This window comes from Armatimonadota bacterium (assembly GCA_028871815.1).
Lineage (GTDB): Bacteria > Armatimonadota > Chthonomonadetes > Chthonomonadales > Chthonomonadaceae > REEB205.
This window is the reverse complement of the sequence record JAGWMJ010000006.1, coordinates 161,400-176,056: the sequence shown is the minus strand read 5'-3', so window position 1 is coordinate 176,056 and position 14,657 is coordinate 161,400. Positions and strand designations below refer to the sequence as shown.

Here is a 14,657-nt window from a genome sequence, read left to right as displayed (position 1 = left end):
GGCAGGCGCCTAGCCCACACCGCGCGTCCCTCGCGACAATGGTTCAGACCACCGCACCGCCGGAACTGCCCCCACGGATATCGATACTCGGGCTGGGCCTCATCGGTGGCTCCATCGGGCTCGGCCTCGCCGCTGCGCGGGTCGTCAGCGGCTTCGACGTCAACCCCGACACGGTACTGTTGGCGCAGAAGCTCGGCGCCATCCACCACGCAATGCCGTCGGCCGCCCTCGCCGTGGCCGACGCCGATCTGGTGATACTCGCCGGACCTGTTGACGCAAATGTGAGGCTGCTCGGCGAAATCTCTAACGCGCTGCAGCCGCATGCTCTGGTCACCGATACCGGCAGCGTCAAGGAAGCGATCTGCCGTGCCGGCAAGCAGCTCCTCGGCAGCCGGTTTATTGGCGGCCATCCTATGGCCGGCGGCACCGGATCCGGAATACGCTCGGCGCAGGGACAGCTCTTAAACGGCGCGGCCTGGGCGCTCATCCCTGCCGATAGAGGCGGAATCTCCTCCCGCAGGTATCGCGCGGTGGAAGCGCTTGTGCGTCACGTAGGCGCAAGGCCGATACCGGCATCTGCGCCGGAGCACGATGCCGCAGCCGCCCTGGCCAGCCATTTGCCCCACCTTATCTCATGGGCCTACAGCGGTACCGTCTCCGCGGACAGGGCCGGCGAACTTGCCCACCGCCTGGCCGGCGGCAGCTATCGCGATATGATGCGTGTCGCCGCGAGCAATCCGGAGCTGTGGTCCGGTATTTTGACGGCCAACGCCGCCCGCCTGGAAGCCGCCGCGGCACAGTTCTCCCGGAGCTTCGATACACTCGTGACCGCTATCCATGCCGGAGATGCGCCTGCGCTCGCAGAGCTGCTGCGGGCTTCGGCGGCCGATAAAACGCGTTTACGGCGACGGCGGTGACGTCGGCGGGCCGGTCCACGTAGCGTTCGGCTGAGATGCCGGGCGTTTGAACAGCGGCTCCGCCGATAGCTCCAACCCCACGGACCAACGCCAAAAAGCTGTGTTCCCGGAGCGGGCCGCGAGCTCAAGCGCGCCTCGGAATCGCCTGCATTCGCGCTCCGATCCGCCGTGACGGCATGGCTCCGTAGCCTCGCGTCCCCACTTCCTGCGCGCCGTTCAATCTTTGTGAACGGACGCACAATCCGTCATTTAGCGGATGTATTGCTTCCCGCTCGCGGTGTAGCATCCTCCCAGGATCACTTGAAGCGATCCCTGTACATCCCGGCGGCAGAACCGCCGGATCCGGAGGATGAAATGAATTCACTGAGAGCGTTGCGCATCACCGGCGGGGCCAGGGTGCTTGGCGCCGCAAGCTGCCTGGCCGCGGCCTCACTTCTCTGCCTCTCGGTTGGCGCTCGCGCCGACGGCGTCGCAGGAAAAGTGATGGCTGGTAATGCCGCACTGGTGGATGCCGTGATTTCGATCGAGGGCGCTCACGGCCATGCAAGCCCCGCGGCGATGCACGCGGTGATCGATCAGCAAAACAAGACCTTCAATCCACATGTCGTGGCCGTTATGAAGGGTGGCACCGTGGAGTTCCGCAACTCGGACGACTTCCTCCACAACACCTACTCCACGTCGAAGACCGGTACGTTCAACCTCAGCCAGCCGGGACGCGGTTCGCGGTCGCTGCTCAAGGTTGACAAGGTTGGCCCCATCGACGTGCGCTGTCACATCCACGCCAGCATGCATGCCTGGATCGTGGTGGTGGATACACCGTACTTCGCCGTATCGGATGCTCGCGGCCTCTTCCGCATTCCGGGAGTTCCGGCCGGAACCTACACGGTGAAGGTGTGGAGCGAAAAGTCCGGCCTTCTTACCGAGAAGCTCACCGTGACCGCCCACAGCGAAGCTCGGCTATTGGTGAAGTACGCCAAGTAAGGGTTGACATCGAAACCCAACAGGATGACCAGAACGATGCACACCTGGAAGCTGACACTTATTGGGGGACTGGCTGCCGCCGCTGCTGTTGCGGCGCCCGTGGGTGCTCGCGCCATTCCCGCTTTCGCCCGGAAGTACCACACGACCTGCGCGCGATGCCACTCGGTGGTGCCGCGACTGAATAACTATGGCTGGGCGTTCAAGCTGCGCGGCTTCCGGGTGCCCGGGGATGAGGGCATCGGCAAAATCCTCATGCCGGAGGACAAGGCGCTGGAGCTGCTGGATTCGCTGCCGCTGGCGATGCGCATTCAAGGCAGCCTGGCCGGTTCAACCGGCACAGGCGGCACATCCAGCAACCAGCTCGACAGTGAAATCGACCTTCTCTCCGCCGGGACCCCGGCGCCGAGAATGGGTTACTGGGCCGAGATCGACACCATCAAGAACGAAGATGGCACCGGCGGCTTCTCGTCGGAAATCGGTAACGTCCGCGCCATCTTTACCGACCTCATCAGCCATCACCCTACCCGCCTCAACCTTGAGGTGGGCAAGTTCAATATTGATGAGTTCGGTATCTCGACGGGCCGCATCCTCACGCAAACACCGTACGCAATCTATGCGGTAGACCCAACCGGCATGGGCGTTGCCGAACAGGACGAGGTTACCGGTTTCAATCTGTTTGGGGCAATCGGCACGGGCATCGGAAAAGGCGTGCCGGAGGCAAAAACCAAGGTGGGGGAGGCCGGCAAGGTCACCTCTGCCGAGGAGAAGGAGATGGAGGCCGAGCTGAACCAGACGGAGGCAAAGCCGCCGCCCGATTCCCCGGAGGTGATCGCTGCTCGCGCGGTGCTGAACGTGCTCGTGAAAAAGGGCACAATCACGCAGCAGGACGCCGACGAGACATTGAGTCAATTGACTCAAAAACTCGGCCCGCCTCCAGCTCCGCCTGCCGCGGCCACCCCGCCGGTGCCGGCCGGCCCAATGGAGATATCCAAGTCCGACTACGACGTCCGTAAGGGCCTCTTCTATCAGGCTGGCCTGGTGACGCGTGGAGATGTGGGCTCCAGCAAAATCCAGGGCTACGCGCGGCTCTCCTATGCCAACCCACAGGGCTGGTGGATCGGCCCTGTGGTCTATGTGGGCAGCAACACGTTCAATATGGGGCCGGCAGCATCGCAGCCCAGCTTTACCGATGGATTCCAGCGGTATGGCCTGGAAGCCGACATCCACCTGGGCCCGCACCGCGACATAGCAGGCGTGTCACGCCGCGCGATGGAGTTACTGCTCGCCTACCAACGCGGCGAAGACACGAACGTGGGCTCCGGCTTATCGCACGTGTCGCACACCGGTGGCTTCGTGGAGGCCACCTACCTGGTCGACGACAAAGACCTGTTCGATGTGCGATGGGACCGCCTCGACTCGACGAGGGAGCCGGCGCTCAACGTGGATACGATCACGCTGAACTATACACGTTACCTTCAGCGCAACCTGAAAGCCGGCATCGAGTTTGTTCCCGACCTTCAGGGCGCATCCAGCACACACGTACCCGGAAACGCCTGGTACCTGTTCTACGACTTCGCGCTGTAGGTCTGCGCGCACACCCAAAGACGGGAGGCTCTTATGGCATCAAGAGGAACAGTTACGGCCCTGCGAGGCCTGTATGTGGTGGGATTAGCCGCCCTCGGCGCATTTGCCGCCGGAAAGGTGCACCGCCCAACGGACCGGACGTTCCACATAACGGCCAGCAAGTACGCATACAACCCGTCGATCATCCATGTGAACAAGGGTGACCGCGTGCGGATCTACCTGACGTCGCTGGACGTGACGCACGGGTTCTACCTGGATGGCTACGACCTCGACGCCAAGATATCGCCCGACGACAAGCCGTACGAGCGCCGCCCGCTGGAGCACACGGCATTCCACAAGGTGCCCTACATCCAGTTCATTGCCACCAGGGAGGGCAAGTTCCGGTTCCGGTGTTCTCAAACATGCGGCTTCATGCATCCGTTCATGATTGGCGAGATGGTGGTTGCACCCAACCGGGAGTTTGCAGCCGGTATTGGCGGGCTCGTGGCTGTGGCGATGGTGGCGCTGCTGGCCGGCGCCGGAACAGGTATGAAAAAACATGGCTGACTCTGTGAAAGATCTGCCGCCGCGCAAGATGCTGGCGCTGGCGATCGCCGTGGAAACACGCAACGCACAACGGTACGAAACGTTCGGTCACATCTTTGAACAGTACAACGACGAGGCTGCCGAACTGTTTGAAGATATGAAAAACGAGGAGTTGGCTCATCGACGCGCCCTTGAGGAGTTGTATCAAGCACGCTTCGGCGGAGAGATTCCGGCGGCTGATGAGCACGACGTTGACGAAGTGGTGGAGGCGGTAGACATCGACGATGCCGAAACGCTGATCATCGACAGCATGACGCGGCGTGACGTGCTGGAGGCCGCACTGCGGGCGGAAGAGGGCGCGAGAGCCTTCTATGCCGAGCTTTCCACAACGGTTCAGGACGCGGCGCTCCTGGAACTGTACGGGCGCCTTGCGGCATACGAAGACGACCACGTTGAGGCGCTGCAGTCACGCTTGCGTGCACTTGCGGCAGAAAGGCAGAAGAACTGATGGCAGCTGGAGGAGAGCGAATTCCTCTGCGGGTAATCCAACCGGAGCCACCACAACAGACGCCGGGTCGGGTCGACCTCTTCCTCAAGTTTCCGTTTCTTGGACGCCTGTTCAAGATGCGCAACTTCCCGATGATGTTGATTATCCCGAACCTCATCATGTTCTGGATATTCCTGCTGGCCGGTGTGTTCGGCACCCCGGTGGGCAGCCACAACATCATCATCGTCTTCATCTGGATCTTATGGTGGTTTGCGCTTATTGCCGTATTGATGCCTTTCGGCTCGCGCCTCTGGTGCACGATGTGCCCGCTGCCATTCTTTGGCGACTGGGTTCAGAGGCGGGCGCTTACCTATGTGCGGTCGGGCAATTCGGCGGGTACGCGCAACAAGCTGTTCGGCAAACTGAAGGTCTGGCCGAAACCACTCTGCAACATCTGGGTTCAAAACATCGGCTTCCTGATGCTGGCCTCATTCAGTGCGCATCTGGTCACCCGGCCTATGGCCACGGTGATCATGCTGGGCAGCCTCATCGTTATCGCCGGCGTGATGGGCCTGGTGTATCGCCAGCGCGTGTTCTGCAATTACGTCTGCCCGGTCAGCGGATTTCTGAGCCTCTACTCCATGACCTCCATGGTGGAACTCCGGGCGCGCAAACGTGAGACATGTCTCAAGTGCACCTCCAAGGCATGCGTCGCCGGAAGCGACAAAGGATGGGCCTGCCCGTGGATCATCTACATGGGCCGATTGGAGCGGAACAACTACTGCGGCATGTGCACCGAATGCGTGAAATCGTGCCCGAACGATAACATTGCCCTCTTCTGGAGGCCGTTCTGCAGCGACAAGGCGATCAAGGGGTACGACGAACTCTGGAAAGCCTTCATCATGCTGGTGCTGGCGATGGCCTACTCCGTAGTGCTGCTCGGTCCATGGGGCAAGATCAAGAGTTGGGCGAACGTGGCCGAAGTCGGCAACTGGCGTGGCTTTGCGACCTACGTCTCCATCCTCTGGTTTTCGTCTCTGGTCGCACTGCCGGCCATCTACTACGTCGCGATAGGTCTTGGTCGAAAACTGGCGGTGGCAAGCGCCAAAGCGCGTGAAGGCACGCCGGCCCCGTCGATGAAAGACCTGTTCATCAAGTATGGCTACACCCTGGTCCCGCTGGGCCTTATGGCATGGATTGCGTTCAGCTTCCCGCTGATCATGGTGAGCGGCGCGTACATCATTGCTGTGATCTCGGATCCGATGGGCTGGGGCTGGAACCTGTTCGGCACCGCGCACGTGGCGTGGGCGCCCTTCCATCCCGCCTGGATGCCCTATATCCAGATCCCCTGCCTGATGCTCGGCCTCTACTACGCGCTGATCCGCGGACGTGAGATCGCCGACACCATGTGGACCAACCGCCGGGCCGCTGTGCTGAGCCTGGCGCCGCTTGCGGTGCTGCTCACGGCCATTACAATGGTTTTCCTGAAGCTGTATACCGGCTGAGCGCGGCCGATAAGGAGAGTGCTATGAAATCGGCAGGCAAAGAAGGTTTTACGATCGCTATTCTGCTGCTTTGTCTGGCAGGAGCGCCGGTGTTCGGGACCGTTTATCAGGCGCACCACATTCGCCAGGAGATTGCCACCGCGGAGAAGCGAAACAAGCCGACGACCGGCAAGGTGCACGTCTTCCAGCTCACCGGCATCGCGAAGCCCGGCATGTGGACAAGCGACAGAGTGGCCGGCTGGAACTACTGGTGGCGCCGACCCCACAAGTTCAGCGACATGAACGTGAACCTTGGAGACACCGTTGTTATCACGTTGAGTAGCGACGACGTCACCCACGCCTTCACGATTCCGGCGATCGGCGTCGGTCCGGTGGACGTCGATCCGGGACAGGTGGATACGATCAGCTTTGTTGCCAACAAGGCCGGCTCGTTTCCCTTCATGTGCGCCAAGGTCTGCAGCTGCACCGGCATGGGATTCGCCTGTACGCCAACCAAAAAGCAGGGTCACGAGGGGATGATCGGGATTCTGACCGTCACCGAGCCGATGGGCCCGGCGAACGTGAATGTGGGAGTGACCGTGTCGGAGGACAAGGGGTTTCAGCCATCCGTCATCAAGGTCCACCAGGGTGACGTGATACAACTGACCGTCAAGTCGCTTTCGAACGGCATTCCGCTGGAGCCCGGCAGCAGCGGCGGCGGAGTGGGATTCTGCATCAGCGGATATGAGTCCAAGGTGGACCTGCAGGGCATCATGGCGGGTGAGAGCCGCAGCTTCAAATTCAAAGCCGATCAGGCGGGCACCTTCACCATCTACAGCAGCACCGAAGCGGGACCGCAGATCGACAACGCAAACGGGCAGTTTATCGTGACTGCCGCTCCCGACAAAGGCAAGTCGTAACGGCTCGGGAGTCGGCACAAGCCGGCGGGGCTGGCGTTTGGTGGCACATTTCAAGCCGTATAGCACCTGTTGGTGCGTAGAAAGGACGCAGGATGGAACCGGCACAACACCCGATCACTCTCGGCACGCCCACCTATTGGAAGGATCAGATCCGCTGCCAGGTAGCGTGCCCGGTTCACACCGACGCCCGTGGATACGTGCGTGCGATTGCAGAGGGAAACTTTGAGCTTGCATACCTCATAGCCCGTGGGCCGAATCCGCTCGCCTCCATCTGCGGACGTATCTGCGGTGCGCCGTGCGAGGCAAGCTGCCGGCGCGGAATGATCGACGAACCGATCGCCATCCGGGCGCTGAAGCGCGTGGTTACCGAGAGATTCGGGCCCTATCGCGCAGCCAATAACGGGGACAAGCCAACCCTGGTTTCCGGACCCGACCACGCCGCCTATCTGCAGAACAGCGACACGGATAAGATATGCGCCGAATCGGATGACCTCATGCACGTCATCCGTCTGTATGCGGAATCGCTCAAGCGCCCGACCGGCCAGCGCATTGCGATTATTGGCGCAGGACCTGCCGGCCTGGCGTGCGCTCACGATCTTGCCTTACTGGGGCTGCGGCCAACCATTCTGGAGAGTGAGGCGATGCCGGCCGGGATGCTGGTCCTCGGCGTACCGGAGTACCGACTGCCGCGCGACCTGATAAAGGCCGAGATCGAAGTCATTCAGGCGCTGGGTGTAGAAATCCGCTGTGGGGTGCAGGTGGGCCGCGACGTTACGCTGAGCTCGCTGCGCGACGAATACGACGCGGTCGTCATTGCCGTCGGCTGCAAGCGATCCCGCGGTCTCTCGATACCGGGTATCGCCTCCAAGGGCGTGTACGGAGGCGTCGAGTTCCTTCGCTCCGTCGCGATCGGCGAACCCGTGCGTCTAGGCGGTCGCGTCATCGTGATTGGTGGCGGAAGCGTAGCCTACGATGTTTCAAGAACTGTGCTGCGTCAAGAACAGGCCGACGTGTCGCGAGAGGCCGCGCGGCAGGCTGGAGAGCGGGAAGTCACGCTGGTTTGCCTCGAATCTGCTGCCGAGATGCCTGCGGAGACCATCGATATCAAAGAGGGTGAGGAAGAGGGCGTCCTGCGGAAGAACGGCTGGGGCCCCGTCGAGATACTTACCAAGCCGGGTCCTGATGGTCCTCTCGTGGAAGGCGTGCGATTCCGGCGCTGCGTCCGCGTATACGACGAGAATCGAGCATTCCGCCCGATCTACGACAACACCCAGTTGGTAGACCTGCCGGCCGATACGGTGCTGCTTTCAGTAGGACAGGCCGTCGACCTCTCGTTCCTCGAGAAAGCCGGCGACAACGTGCGGCTCTCCGCAGGGCAGATCGCCTGGGACGCCAACACGCAGATGACCTCCTATGACGGGGTTTTCGTGGCGGGTGATGTAGCCTACGGACCGAAACTTGTTATCGATGCGATCGCCAGCGGGAAGCATGCTGCCCGGTCGGTGTACGAATACTGCACGGGCGCCCGCCTCCACCGCGATGCCGTACAGTTCCACGTGGATCTCGGGCCTTACCTTCGCGAACCGGATCTGGACAAAAACACGCGCGTGCCGCTGCCGGCCCTGCCCGTTCGCGATCGCATCCGCTTTCCTCGCGCCATTGTGGATCTTGGCTACACGCTGGATGAGGCCCGCGCCGAAGCCGGCCGCTGCCTGGATTGCGGCGTCGACACACTCTGGAACACGCAGTGCACCCTGTGCGGAGCCTGTGTTGAGGTATGCCCGACCCACTGCCTCCAGATGCCGACACTCCTCGATCTGCAGCAGCAAGAGCCCTTCCAGCGGCTGGCGGAATCCGATCACTACCACCTCAAGAAGAACACGGTGGTGCTGCGCGACGAAGATCGGTCCGTGGTGGTCGCGCCGCAAGCGCGCATCGAGGCCAACGAAGATATGGTGCTCTTCAAGGATGAAGACACCTGCATCCGGTGCGGTTTGTGCGCCCAGGTGTGCCCAACCCGCGCCATCAGCATGCAGCGCCTCACCTTCAGCGAGGGCTGGTCATGCAGGGTCAACGGGGCTGCTCGGGCCTGAGCAGGCTTACCCCGTACCGCCGCCGGCGCCGTGACGCGCCAGCACTCCGCAGCGGGCCGCCCAGACGGCGGCCTGCACGCGGTCGGAAACGCCAAGCTTGTCAATGATATGCTCAACGTGTGTCTTGACCGTGCTCTCGGCGATGAAGATGGTCTGGCCAATCTCGCGGTTGTTCAGGCCGGTTGAGAGCAAACGCAGCACTTCGTTCTCGCGCTCGGTCAATGGCGTCACCAGTTCCGCGGCGCCGGCCGCGTTATCACTCACGGAGCGGAGCGACCGAACCAGTTCCGACGCGGAGAGCAGCGTATCGCCACGCGATACGGCACGCAGCGCCTCAACAAACGTCGGGTAATCCACACCCTTCAGAAGGTAGCCGGCCGCACCGCCGGCAACCGCCTGCGCCATGAATGTTGGATTATCGTAGGTGGTCAGCATGATCACGGCCATGGTCGGCTGTTCACGTTTCAGTACAACCAGCGCTTCCAGTCCATCTCCGCCCGGCATACGGATATCCAGCAGCGTCATCGCGGGCTTGAGCCGGCGCGCTGCTTCAATGGCCTCGGCGCCGGAGCTGGTCTCGCCAACAATCTCAAACTCGGTGTCGGCCAGGATCGCCGCCACACCACCGCGCCAGATAGCGTGGTCATCCGCCAGCAGTATCCGCGTCTTGCGCCCCGGCCGGTTTCCAGGTGTTTGGCCCTGACGGATCATGCGATCCGATTCTCGGCGCCCGGAACGTCGTTCTGCTGCGCCGCAAGCTCAGCGGGACCGGCGTCGGGAGGCAATGCCGGCGCGTGCGCAGTAACCAGCGTTCCGGTTCCCGGCGCACTCTCTATCTTCAATGAACCACTCAGCAGCCGCATCCTCTCCGCCATGCCCGGAAGTCCGGCGCGGTTGTAATCCACGGGGAGTCTCTCGAACGCGAATCCAATTCCCGAGTCTCGCACAGTCAGTTTCAGCGCCTCCGCGCACCCTTCAGCCGCGCTCTCCGCGAACAGTTCCACCACCACCGACGCCGGACCCGCATGCTTGCGAACGTTGGTCAGCGCCTCCTGTGCCACGCGATACAGCGTGGCCTCCACACCCGCATCAAACCGCCTGCCGCCTATATTATGCTCCAGTCTCGCTTCCGGCCATCCCGCAGCGCGTTTCTCCTCGCCCAACATCTGCTCCAGCGCGCCGGCCAAACCAAGCGCTGTGAGCGCCAGCGGTCGCAGACCGTTCACCAGCCTGCGCGACTCCAGCACGGCCTGGTTCAGGCAGCGCAAGCCCTGTTCCAGTTCGAGTTCCGCCTGCGTCGAGCGCCCTGCCGCGCTGGCCCGCTGGAACGCCTGCAGGTGCGCGTGCGAGGCCATAACGAACTGCGTCAGGCCGTCGTGCAGGTCGCAGGCTACCGCCCGGCGCTCCTCTTCCTGCGCCGAAATAAACCCGCGAACGAGCGCGCGCTGGCGCGCCAGGCTGTGCAGGTTGTAGATCGCAACGGCTGCGTACTCGCCGAGCGCCTGAACGGCAATCTCGTCATCCTCCGTAAAGCCCTCACCTCCGCGTTTATCGGTGAGATAGAGGCTTCCCGCAACCGAGTCGCCGGCCCAGATCGGCACGCCCAGAAAGCTCTCCATCTGTGGATGGCCTGCAGGTACGCCGAACGAGCGCTCATGCTGGCTGAGCCGGTCGATCCGCACAGGCGTCCTGCAGCTCAGGAGGTGCCCCAAAACGCCCAGGCCGCGCGGGCGGGCGCCGATTGCCGCCTCCTGGTGAGGCGTGAGGCCGACCGTAACGAATTCGGCCAGTCCCTCGCCATCGAGCCGGGCCACCCCCAGAGCAGCGTAACGCGCTCCGGAAAGAGTGCGCGCGGCCTCCGCGATATCCTTCAGCGCCTCAACGCCGGTATTGCTGGAGAGAATGTCAAGCGCAACGCGCCTGGCCGTCTCCAGCACAATCGCGCTGTTCTCGTTTCCGTTGCCCACAGTTCCACTTTATGCGCCGGCGCCGGAATACCTGCACGCGCCGAGGCGGAGAGAACCTGCGCTTCGCTCCGGATGACAGTTGGCGCCCGGTCATTTACGTTTCGCCACAGGCGACAGCGGCGCCTGACCGCCCAGGGAATAGGACATAGGCGACAACCACGACATATAGGTCGCGGAAGCCCATCCGCCGCCCGCAACCAACAAAAAGGGGCCGCCAGCCGCACCTATATGTCGCATACGTCCCATTGGTCCCATGGCGGAGAGGTGTCGGTTAGCGCCACACGTGACAGCGGCGCCTAACCATCGGGAGAATAGGACATAGGCGACAACTACGACATATAGGTCGCGGAAGCCCATCCGCCGCCACCAACCAACAGCACCGTAACTGGCTGCACCTATACGTCGCATACGCCCCATTGGTCCTATGGCGGAGAGGTGTCGGCTAACCCGCCGCGCCGCTTCGGTTTCCGGCTTTGGCGATACGGGAACAGTATCCTATGACAGTTCGCCTTCCGCGAGTGCGTTCAACGTGATGGCGAACTACCTGGGCAGCGACCGCTAGCGACAAATGAAGGATAACAGAGATGCGAAACGGCTTTATTCCGAAGCATGGCGGATACAACGGGCTTCTCTCGTACCGGAAGGCCGAACTCGTTTATGACTGCACGTACCACTTCTGCTCGCGGTTTCTGCCGCCGCGCAGTCGAACCGGCGACCAGATGACGCAAGCGGCACGGTCGGGTAAACAGAACATCATCGAAGGCAGTATGGCGTCCGGTACCTCACGGGAAACCGAGATCAAACTTACGGGCGTGGCGCGGGCAAGTCTGGAAGAACTTCTTGCCGATTATCACGACTTCATAAGGCTCAGGCGGTTCAGGCTGTGGGACAAGTGCAGTTGGGAGGCGCAAGAGGTACGCCGACTGGGAGCTATGAAACAGGCCGGCTATGAGGTATTTGCCGGCCGAATCGAATCGGACGACGGCGAACAGGCGGCAAACACGGTCATCTGCCTTATCCATCAGGCCACGTACCTGCTCGACCAGCAACTGAGGAGACAGGAGGCGGACTTTCTGGCCGAAGGCGGGCTCAGGGAACGGATGCGTCATGCGAGACACCGGCGTCGCGACGAGCCGTCAGACCGGGCCCCCGGAGGATAGGACATAGGCGGAGAGGTGTAGTTTGTCGCCACACGTGACAGCGGCGCCTAACCCTCCGGAGAAGAGGGCATATAGGTCGCGGAAGCCCGCCGGCCGCATCCGCCGCCTGCAACCAACAAAAAGCGCCACTAGCTGCACCTATATGTCGCATACGTCCCATTGGTCCCATGGCGGAGCCGTGTAGGTTAGCGCGCCACACGTGACAGCGGCGGCTAACCGACCGGAGAATAGGACATATACCACATATACGACATATGGGGCCAATCCCAGTCACGGATGGCCATCGGCCTCGTCCGCCGCCTGTAACCAACACCAGCCAACCTCGCTGCACCTATACGTCGCATACGTCCCATTGGTCCCATGGCGGAGAGGTGTAGTTTGTCGACACACGTAACAGCGGCGCCTAACCCTCCCGAGAATCGGACATATAGGTCACGGAAGCCCACCCGCCGGCTGCAACCAACAAAAAGGGGCGGCCAGCTGCACCTATACGTCGCATACGTCCCATTGGTCCTATGGCGGAGAGGTGTAGTTTGTCGCCACACGTGCCACCGCCGCCAAACCACGACGCCGCACACCTGTTACGCCAGCCACACTCCGCTGCGCGCGGCATCATCACGATAATCCTGAACGACGGTAGCCGTTGGGCCGTCTCGCTCGATCACGCCCTTGCTCAGCCAGATCGTCCGTTCTGCCACACGAGAGACCACTGCGAGGTCGTGCGACACGAACAAGATGGTGGTGCCTGTGGCCTGCATTTCACGTATCCTGCCGTAGCACTTGTTCTGAAACGGCTCATCGCCCACGGCAAGCACCTCGTCCACCAGCAGGATGTCGGGCCGGGTGTGTACCGCAATCGCAAAGCCCAACCGCAGCTTCGCGCCTTCGTTCCACCCGCGCAGCTTGGTATCCACCTTTTCGGGCAGTTCCGCGAACGCAACGATCGCATCAAGCTGGTCACGGATATCGCGCGGCGTCATGCCAAGCACGGCCCCGTAGAAGTCGATGTTTTCCAGACCCGTGAGGTCCGGGTGGAATCCGGCGCCGAGTTCCAACAGGGGCGCAACACGAGCGATACCACCATCGCGCCCGGTGAGCCGAGCCACCCCCGAGGTGGGCTTGTACACACGGGCGAGAATGCCCAGCAGCGTGGACTTGCCGGAGCCATTGCGCCCGATTACGGCAACCGTCTGCCCGTGCGGCACCGTGAACGATACGTCGTTCAGTGCGGTAAGCCGCTCTACGCGCTGCTTGCGGATCACGCCCAGAATCGCCAGTTTCAGAGACCCGCGATGGCGGATTTCGAAGCGCTTGACCAGGTGGTCCACAACTATGGCGTCGTTGGCGGAATCGGCCAACTAGGGACGCTCCACGAACTTCCACTTGCGGCTGTTGAAGTACGCGTAACTCGCCACAAGTATCAATACCGAAATGAGCGCCGAACCCCAGAACTCCGGCCAGTTAAGGGGCAGCGGCATGTTGCTGGGTTTCATGTTGAATGAGCCACGCGGCACCGGCTGCAGCAGCGTCTTGCGGTAGGCGTCGATAATGGAGGCTATCGGGTTGAGCATATAGAGCTTGAACATCCAGGGATGTGCCGCGTTGAGCCTGGAGTAGTAGACGCTTTCGGTTACGAACATGACGGGAAATACAAACAGCAGCAGGCCGAACAGGGTCTGAAGGATGAACTTCACATCCTCATAGAATACGTTCAGCGCGGCAACCCATAACCCCACGCCGAGCACCAGAATGAACTGGATCAGAGTGATGACAGGGAACCAGAGTAACCCCGTCTGCACGGGAATGTGGATCCCGAGCAGCGGCGCAAACACGTAGAAGGCGCCGAAAAACACAGCCCAGCCGAGCATAAAGTGGACGAAGTTGCTCACCACGATGGCAAGGGGAATGATCTCGCGCGGCAGATATACCTTTTTGATCACCGGAAAGAAGATGAGGAGCGACTGGCTGGCATCCAGCACCGCAACAGAAAAGAACGTCCACGGAATCAGCCCGCACAGCAGGTATGCCGAATAGTTTGGCGCGTGGATGTGGAGCAGTATCCGAACCAGAAAACTGTAGACCACCACCTGCAGCAGCGGCGGAACGATGGACCAGAGGAAGCCGAAGATGGAGTTCTTGTAGCGAACCTTCAGATCGCGCGCGATCAACTGCCGCAAGAGCCCGCGGAAGCGCCACAGCTCCGAGAGGTTTTCGCGCATTCAGCGCTCGCCATCCGTACGGGAGCGCGAAGACGGTTCGGGCGCCTCGCCTGTTGGCGCTTTGGGAACGACAGGCTTTAGCAGTGCCATGAGCGCTTCTCGTGCAATAAGTACCTTCCGCTTCCCTGCCACGCGGTACGCCTCCAATTGGCCGGAACGGATGTACGATCGGATACTCGATTGGCTCATCTGGAGAAACTTTGCCGCCTGTTCCACAGTCAGCAGGTCCTGCGCGTCAACGTTCATCCGGTAACCTCTCACGGGCACATCAAATCGAGTGCGGCGACTCTGCCGTCGGCCTCAAGGGAAGAAAAATCGGG

General features: G+C 61.8%; 14 protein-coding genes. 9 read left to right on the top strand and 5 right to left on the bottom strand.

Annotation, left to right across the window (positions count from 1 at the left end):
• The first annotated feature begins 38 nt into the window (after positions 1 to 38).
• The 8 genes from KGJ62_09095 (at position 39) to KGJ62_09060 (ending at position 8,991) form a co-directional block, all read left to right on the top strand.
• Positions 39 to 917: a prephenate dehydrogenase/arogenate dehydrogenase family protein gene (locus KGJ62_09095; protein ID MDE2126733.1), complete on the top strand. Its 879-nt coding sequence runs from the start codon at positions 39 to 41 to the stop codon at positions 915 to 917.
• 354 nt (positions 918 to 1,271) lie between these two features.
• Positions 1,272 to 1,898, top strand: a complete 627-nt coding sequence (locus KGJ62_09090; GenBank protein MDE2126732.1) for a methylamine utilization protein — start codon at positions 1,272 to 1,274, stop codon at positions 1,896 to 1,898.
• A gap of 24 nt (positions 1,899 to 1,922) precedes the next feature.
• Positions 1,923 to 3,482: a hypothetical protein gene (locus KGJ62_09085; protein MDE2126731.1), complete on the top strand. Its 1,560-nt coding sequence runs from the start codon at positions 1,923 to 1,925 to the stop codon at positions 3,480 to 3,482.
• 33 nt (positions 3,483 to 3,515) lie between these two features.
• On the top strand, positions 3,516 to 4,028 hold the full coding sequence (locus KGJ62_09080; protein MDE2126730.1) for a hypothetical protein: 513 nt from the start codon (positions 3,516 to 3,518) through the stop codon (positions 4,026 to 4,028).
• Positions 4,021 to 4,515: a ferritin family protein gene (locus tag KGJ62_09075; GenBank protein ID MDE2126729.1), complete on the top strand. Its 495-nt coding sequence runs from the start codon at positions 4,021 to 4,023 to the stop codon at positions 4,513 to 4,515. Before KGJ62_09080 ends, KGJ62_09075 begins: the two co-directional genes overlap by 8 nt.
• Entirely contained in the window at positions 4,515 to 5,999 is a 1,485-nt protein-coding gene (locus tag KGJ62_09070; protein MDE2126728.1) for a 4Fe-4S binding protein, read from the top strand. The genes KGJ62_09075 and KGJ62_09070 overlap by 1 nt, the downstream gene beginning before the upstream one ends.
• Before the next feature lie 23 nt (positions 6,000 to 6,022).
• On the top strand, positions 6,023 to 6,898 hold the full coding sequence (locus KGJ62_09065) for a hypothetical protein (GenBank protein MDE2126727.1): 876 nt from the start codon (positions 6,023 to 6,025) through the stop codon (positions 6,896 to 6,898).
• A 92-nt stretch (positions 6,899 to 6,990) separates the two neighbouring features.
• Complete coding sequence (locus KGJ62_09060) at positions 6,991 to 8,991, top strand: FAD-dependent oxidoreductase (protein ID MDE2126726.1); 2,001 nt, start codon at positions 6,991 to 6,993, stop codon at positions 8,989 to 8,991.
• 6 nt (positions 8,992 to 8,997) lie between these two features.
• Here KGJ62_09060 and KGJ62_09055 read toward each other — a convergent pair whose 3' ends face one another.
• The gene (locus KGJ62_09055) at positions 8,998 to 9,702 is read right to left on the bottom strand and encodes a response regulator transcription factor (protein MDE2126725.1); all 705 of its coding nucleotides are present in this window, start codon (positions 9,700 to 9,702) and stop codon (positions 8,998 to 9,000) included.
• Positions 9,699 to 10,958 (bottom strand): GAF domain-containing protein, encoded by a 1,260-nt coding sequence (locus KGJ62_09050; protein MDE2126724.1) that lies wholly within the window; start codon positions 10,956 to 10,958, stop codon positions 9,699 to 9,701. Before KGJ62_09050 ends, KGJ62_09055 begins: the two co-directional genes overlap by 4 nt.
• A 584-nt stretch (positions 10,959 to 11,542) precedes the next feature.
• Between KGJ62_09050 and KGJ62_09045 the strand changes: the two genes are divergently transcribed.
• The gene (locus tag KGJ62_09045) at positions 11,543 to 12,118 is read left to right on the top strand and encodes a four helix bundle suffix domain-containing protein (GenBank protein ID MDE2126723.1); all 576 of its coding nucleotides are present in this window, start codon (positions 11,543 to 11,545) and stop codon (positions 12,116 to 12,118) included.
• A 581-nt stretch (positions 12,119 to 12,699) separates the two neighbouring features.
• Here the strand turns inward: KGJ62_09045 and KGJ62_09040 are convergent.
• Genes KGJ62_09040 through KGJ62_09030 form a run of 3 tightly spaced genes read right to left on the bottom strand, consistent with a single transcriptional unit; the run spans position 12,700 to position 14,583 of the window.
• Positions 12,700 to 13,476 carry an ABC transporter ATP-binding protein gene (locus KGJ62_09040; GenBank protein MDE2126722.1) on the bottom strand — a complete coding sequence of 259 codons (777 nt, stop codon included), beginning with the start codon at positions 13,474 to 13,476 and terminating at the stop codon, positions 12,700 to 12,702.
• Positions 13,477 to 14,337 (bottom strand): ABC transporter permease, encoded by an 861-nt coding sequence (locus KGJ62_09035; protein ID MDE2126721.1) that lies wholly within the window; start codon positions 14,335 to 14,337, stop codon positions 13,477 to 13,479.
• Positions 14,338 to 14,583: a helix-turn-helix domain-containing protein gene (locus KGJ62_09030; GenBank protein ID MDE2126720.1), complete on the bottom strand. Its 246-nt coding sequence runs from the start codon at positions 14,581 to 14,583 to the stop codon at positions 14,338 to 14,340. It lies immediately after the preceding gene.
• Positions 14,584 to 14,657: the final 74 nt, after the last annotated feature.

Bases quoted from the DNA above. Each gene is read 5' to 3' on its own strand.
- KGJ62_09095 (MDE2126733.1), top strand. From the start codon at position 39: ATGGTTCAGACCACCGCACCGCCGGAACTGCCCCCACGGATATCGATA.
- KGJ62_09090 (MDE2126732.1), top strand. From the start codon at position 1,272: ATGAATTCACTGAGAGCGTTGCGCATCACCGGCGGGGCCAGGGTGCTT.
- KGJ62_09085 (MDE2126731.1), top strand. From the start codon at position 1,923: ATGACCAGAACGATGCACACCTGGAAGCTGACACTTATTGGGGGACTG.
- KGJ62_09080 (MDE2126730.1), top strand. From the start codon at position 3,516: ATGGCATCAAGAGGAACAGTTACGGCCCTGCGAGGCCTGTATGTGGTG.
- KGJ62_09075 (MDE2126729.1), top strand. From the start codon at position 4,021: ATGGCTGACTCTGTGAAAGATCTGCCGCCGCGCAAGATGCTGGCGCTG.
- KGJ62_09070 (MDE2126728.1), top strand. From the start codon at position 4,515: ATGGCAGCTGGAGGAGAGCGAATTCCTCTGCGGGTAATCCAACCGGAG.
- KGJ62_09065 (MDE2126727.1), top strand. From the start codon at position 6,023: ATGAAATCGGCAGGCAAAGAAGGTTTTACGATCGCTATTCTGCTGCTT.
- KGJ62_09060 (MDE2126726.1), top strand. From the start codon at position 6,991: ATGGAACCGGCACAACACCCGATCACTCTCGGCACGCCCACCTATTGG.
- KGJ62_09055 (MDE2126725.1), bottom strand. From the start codon at position 9,702: ATGATCCGTCAGGGCCAAACACCTGGAAACCGGCCGGGGCGCAAGACG.
- KGJ62_09045 (MDE2126723.1), top strand. From the start codon at position 11,543: ATGCGAAACGGCTTTATTCCGAAGCATGGCGGATACAACGGGCTTCTC.
- KGJ62_09035 (MDE2126721.1), bottom strand. From the start codon at position 14,337: ATGCGCGAAAACCTCTCGGAGCTGTGGCGCTTCCGCGGGCTCTTGCGG.
- KGJ62_09030 (MDE2126720.1), bottom strand. From the start codon at position 14,583: ATGAACGTTGACGCGCAGGACCTGCTGACTGTGGAACAGGCGGCAAAG.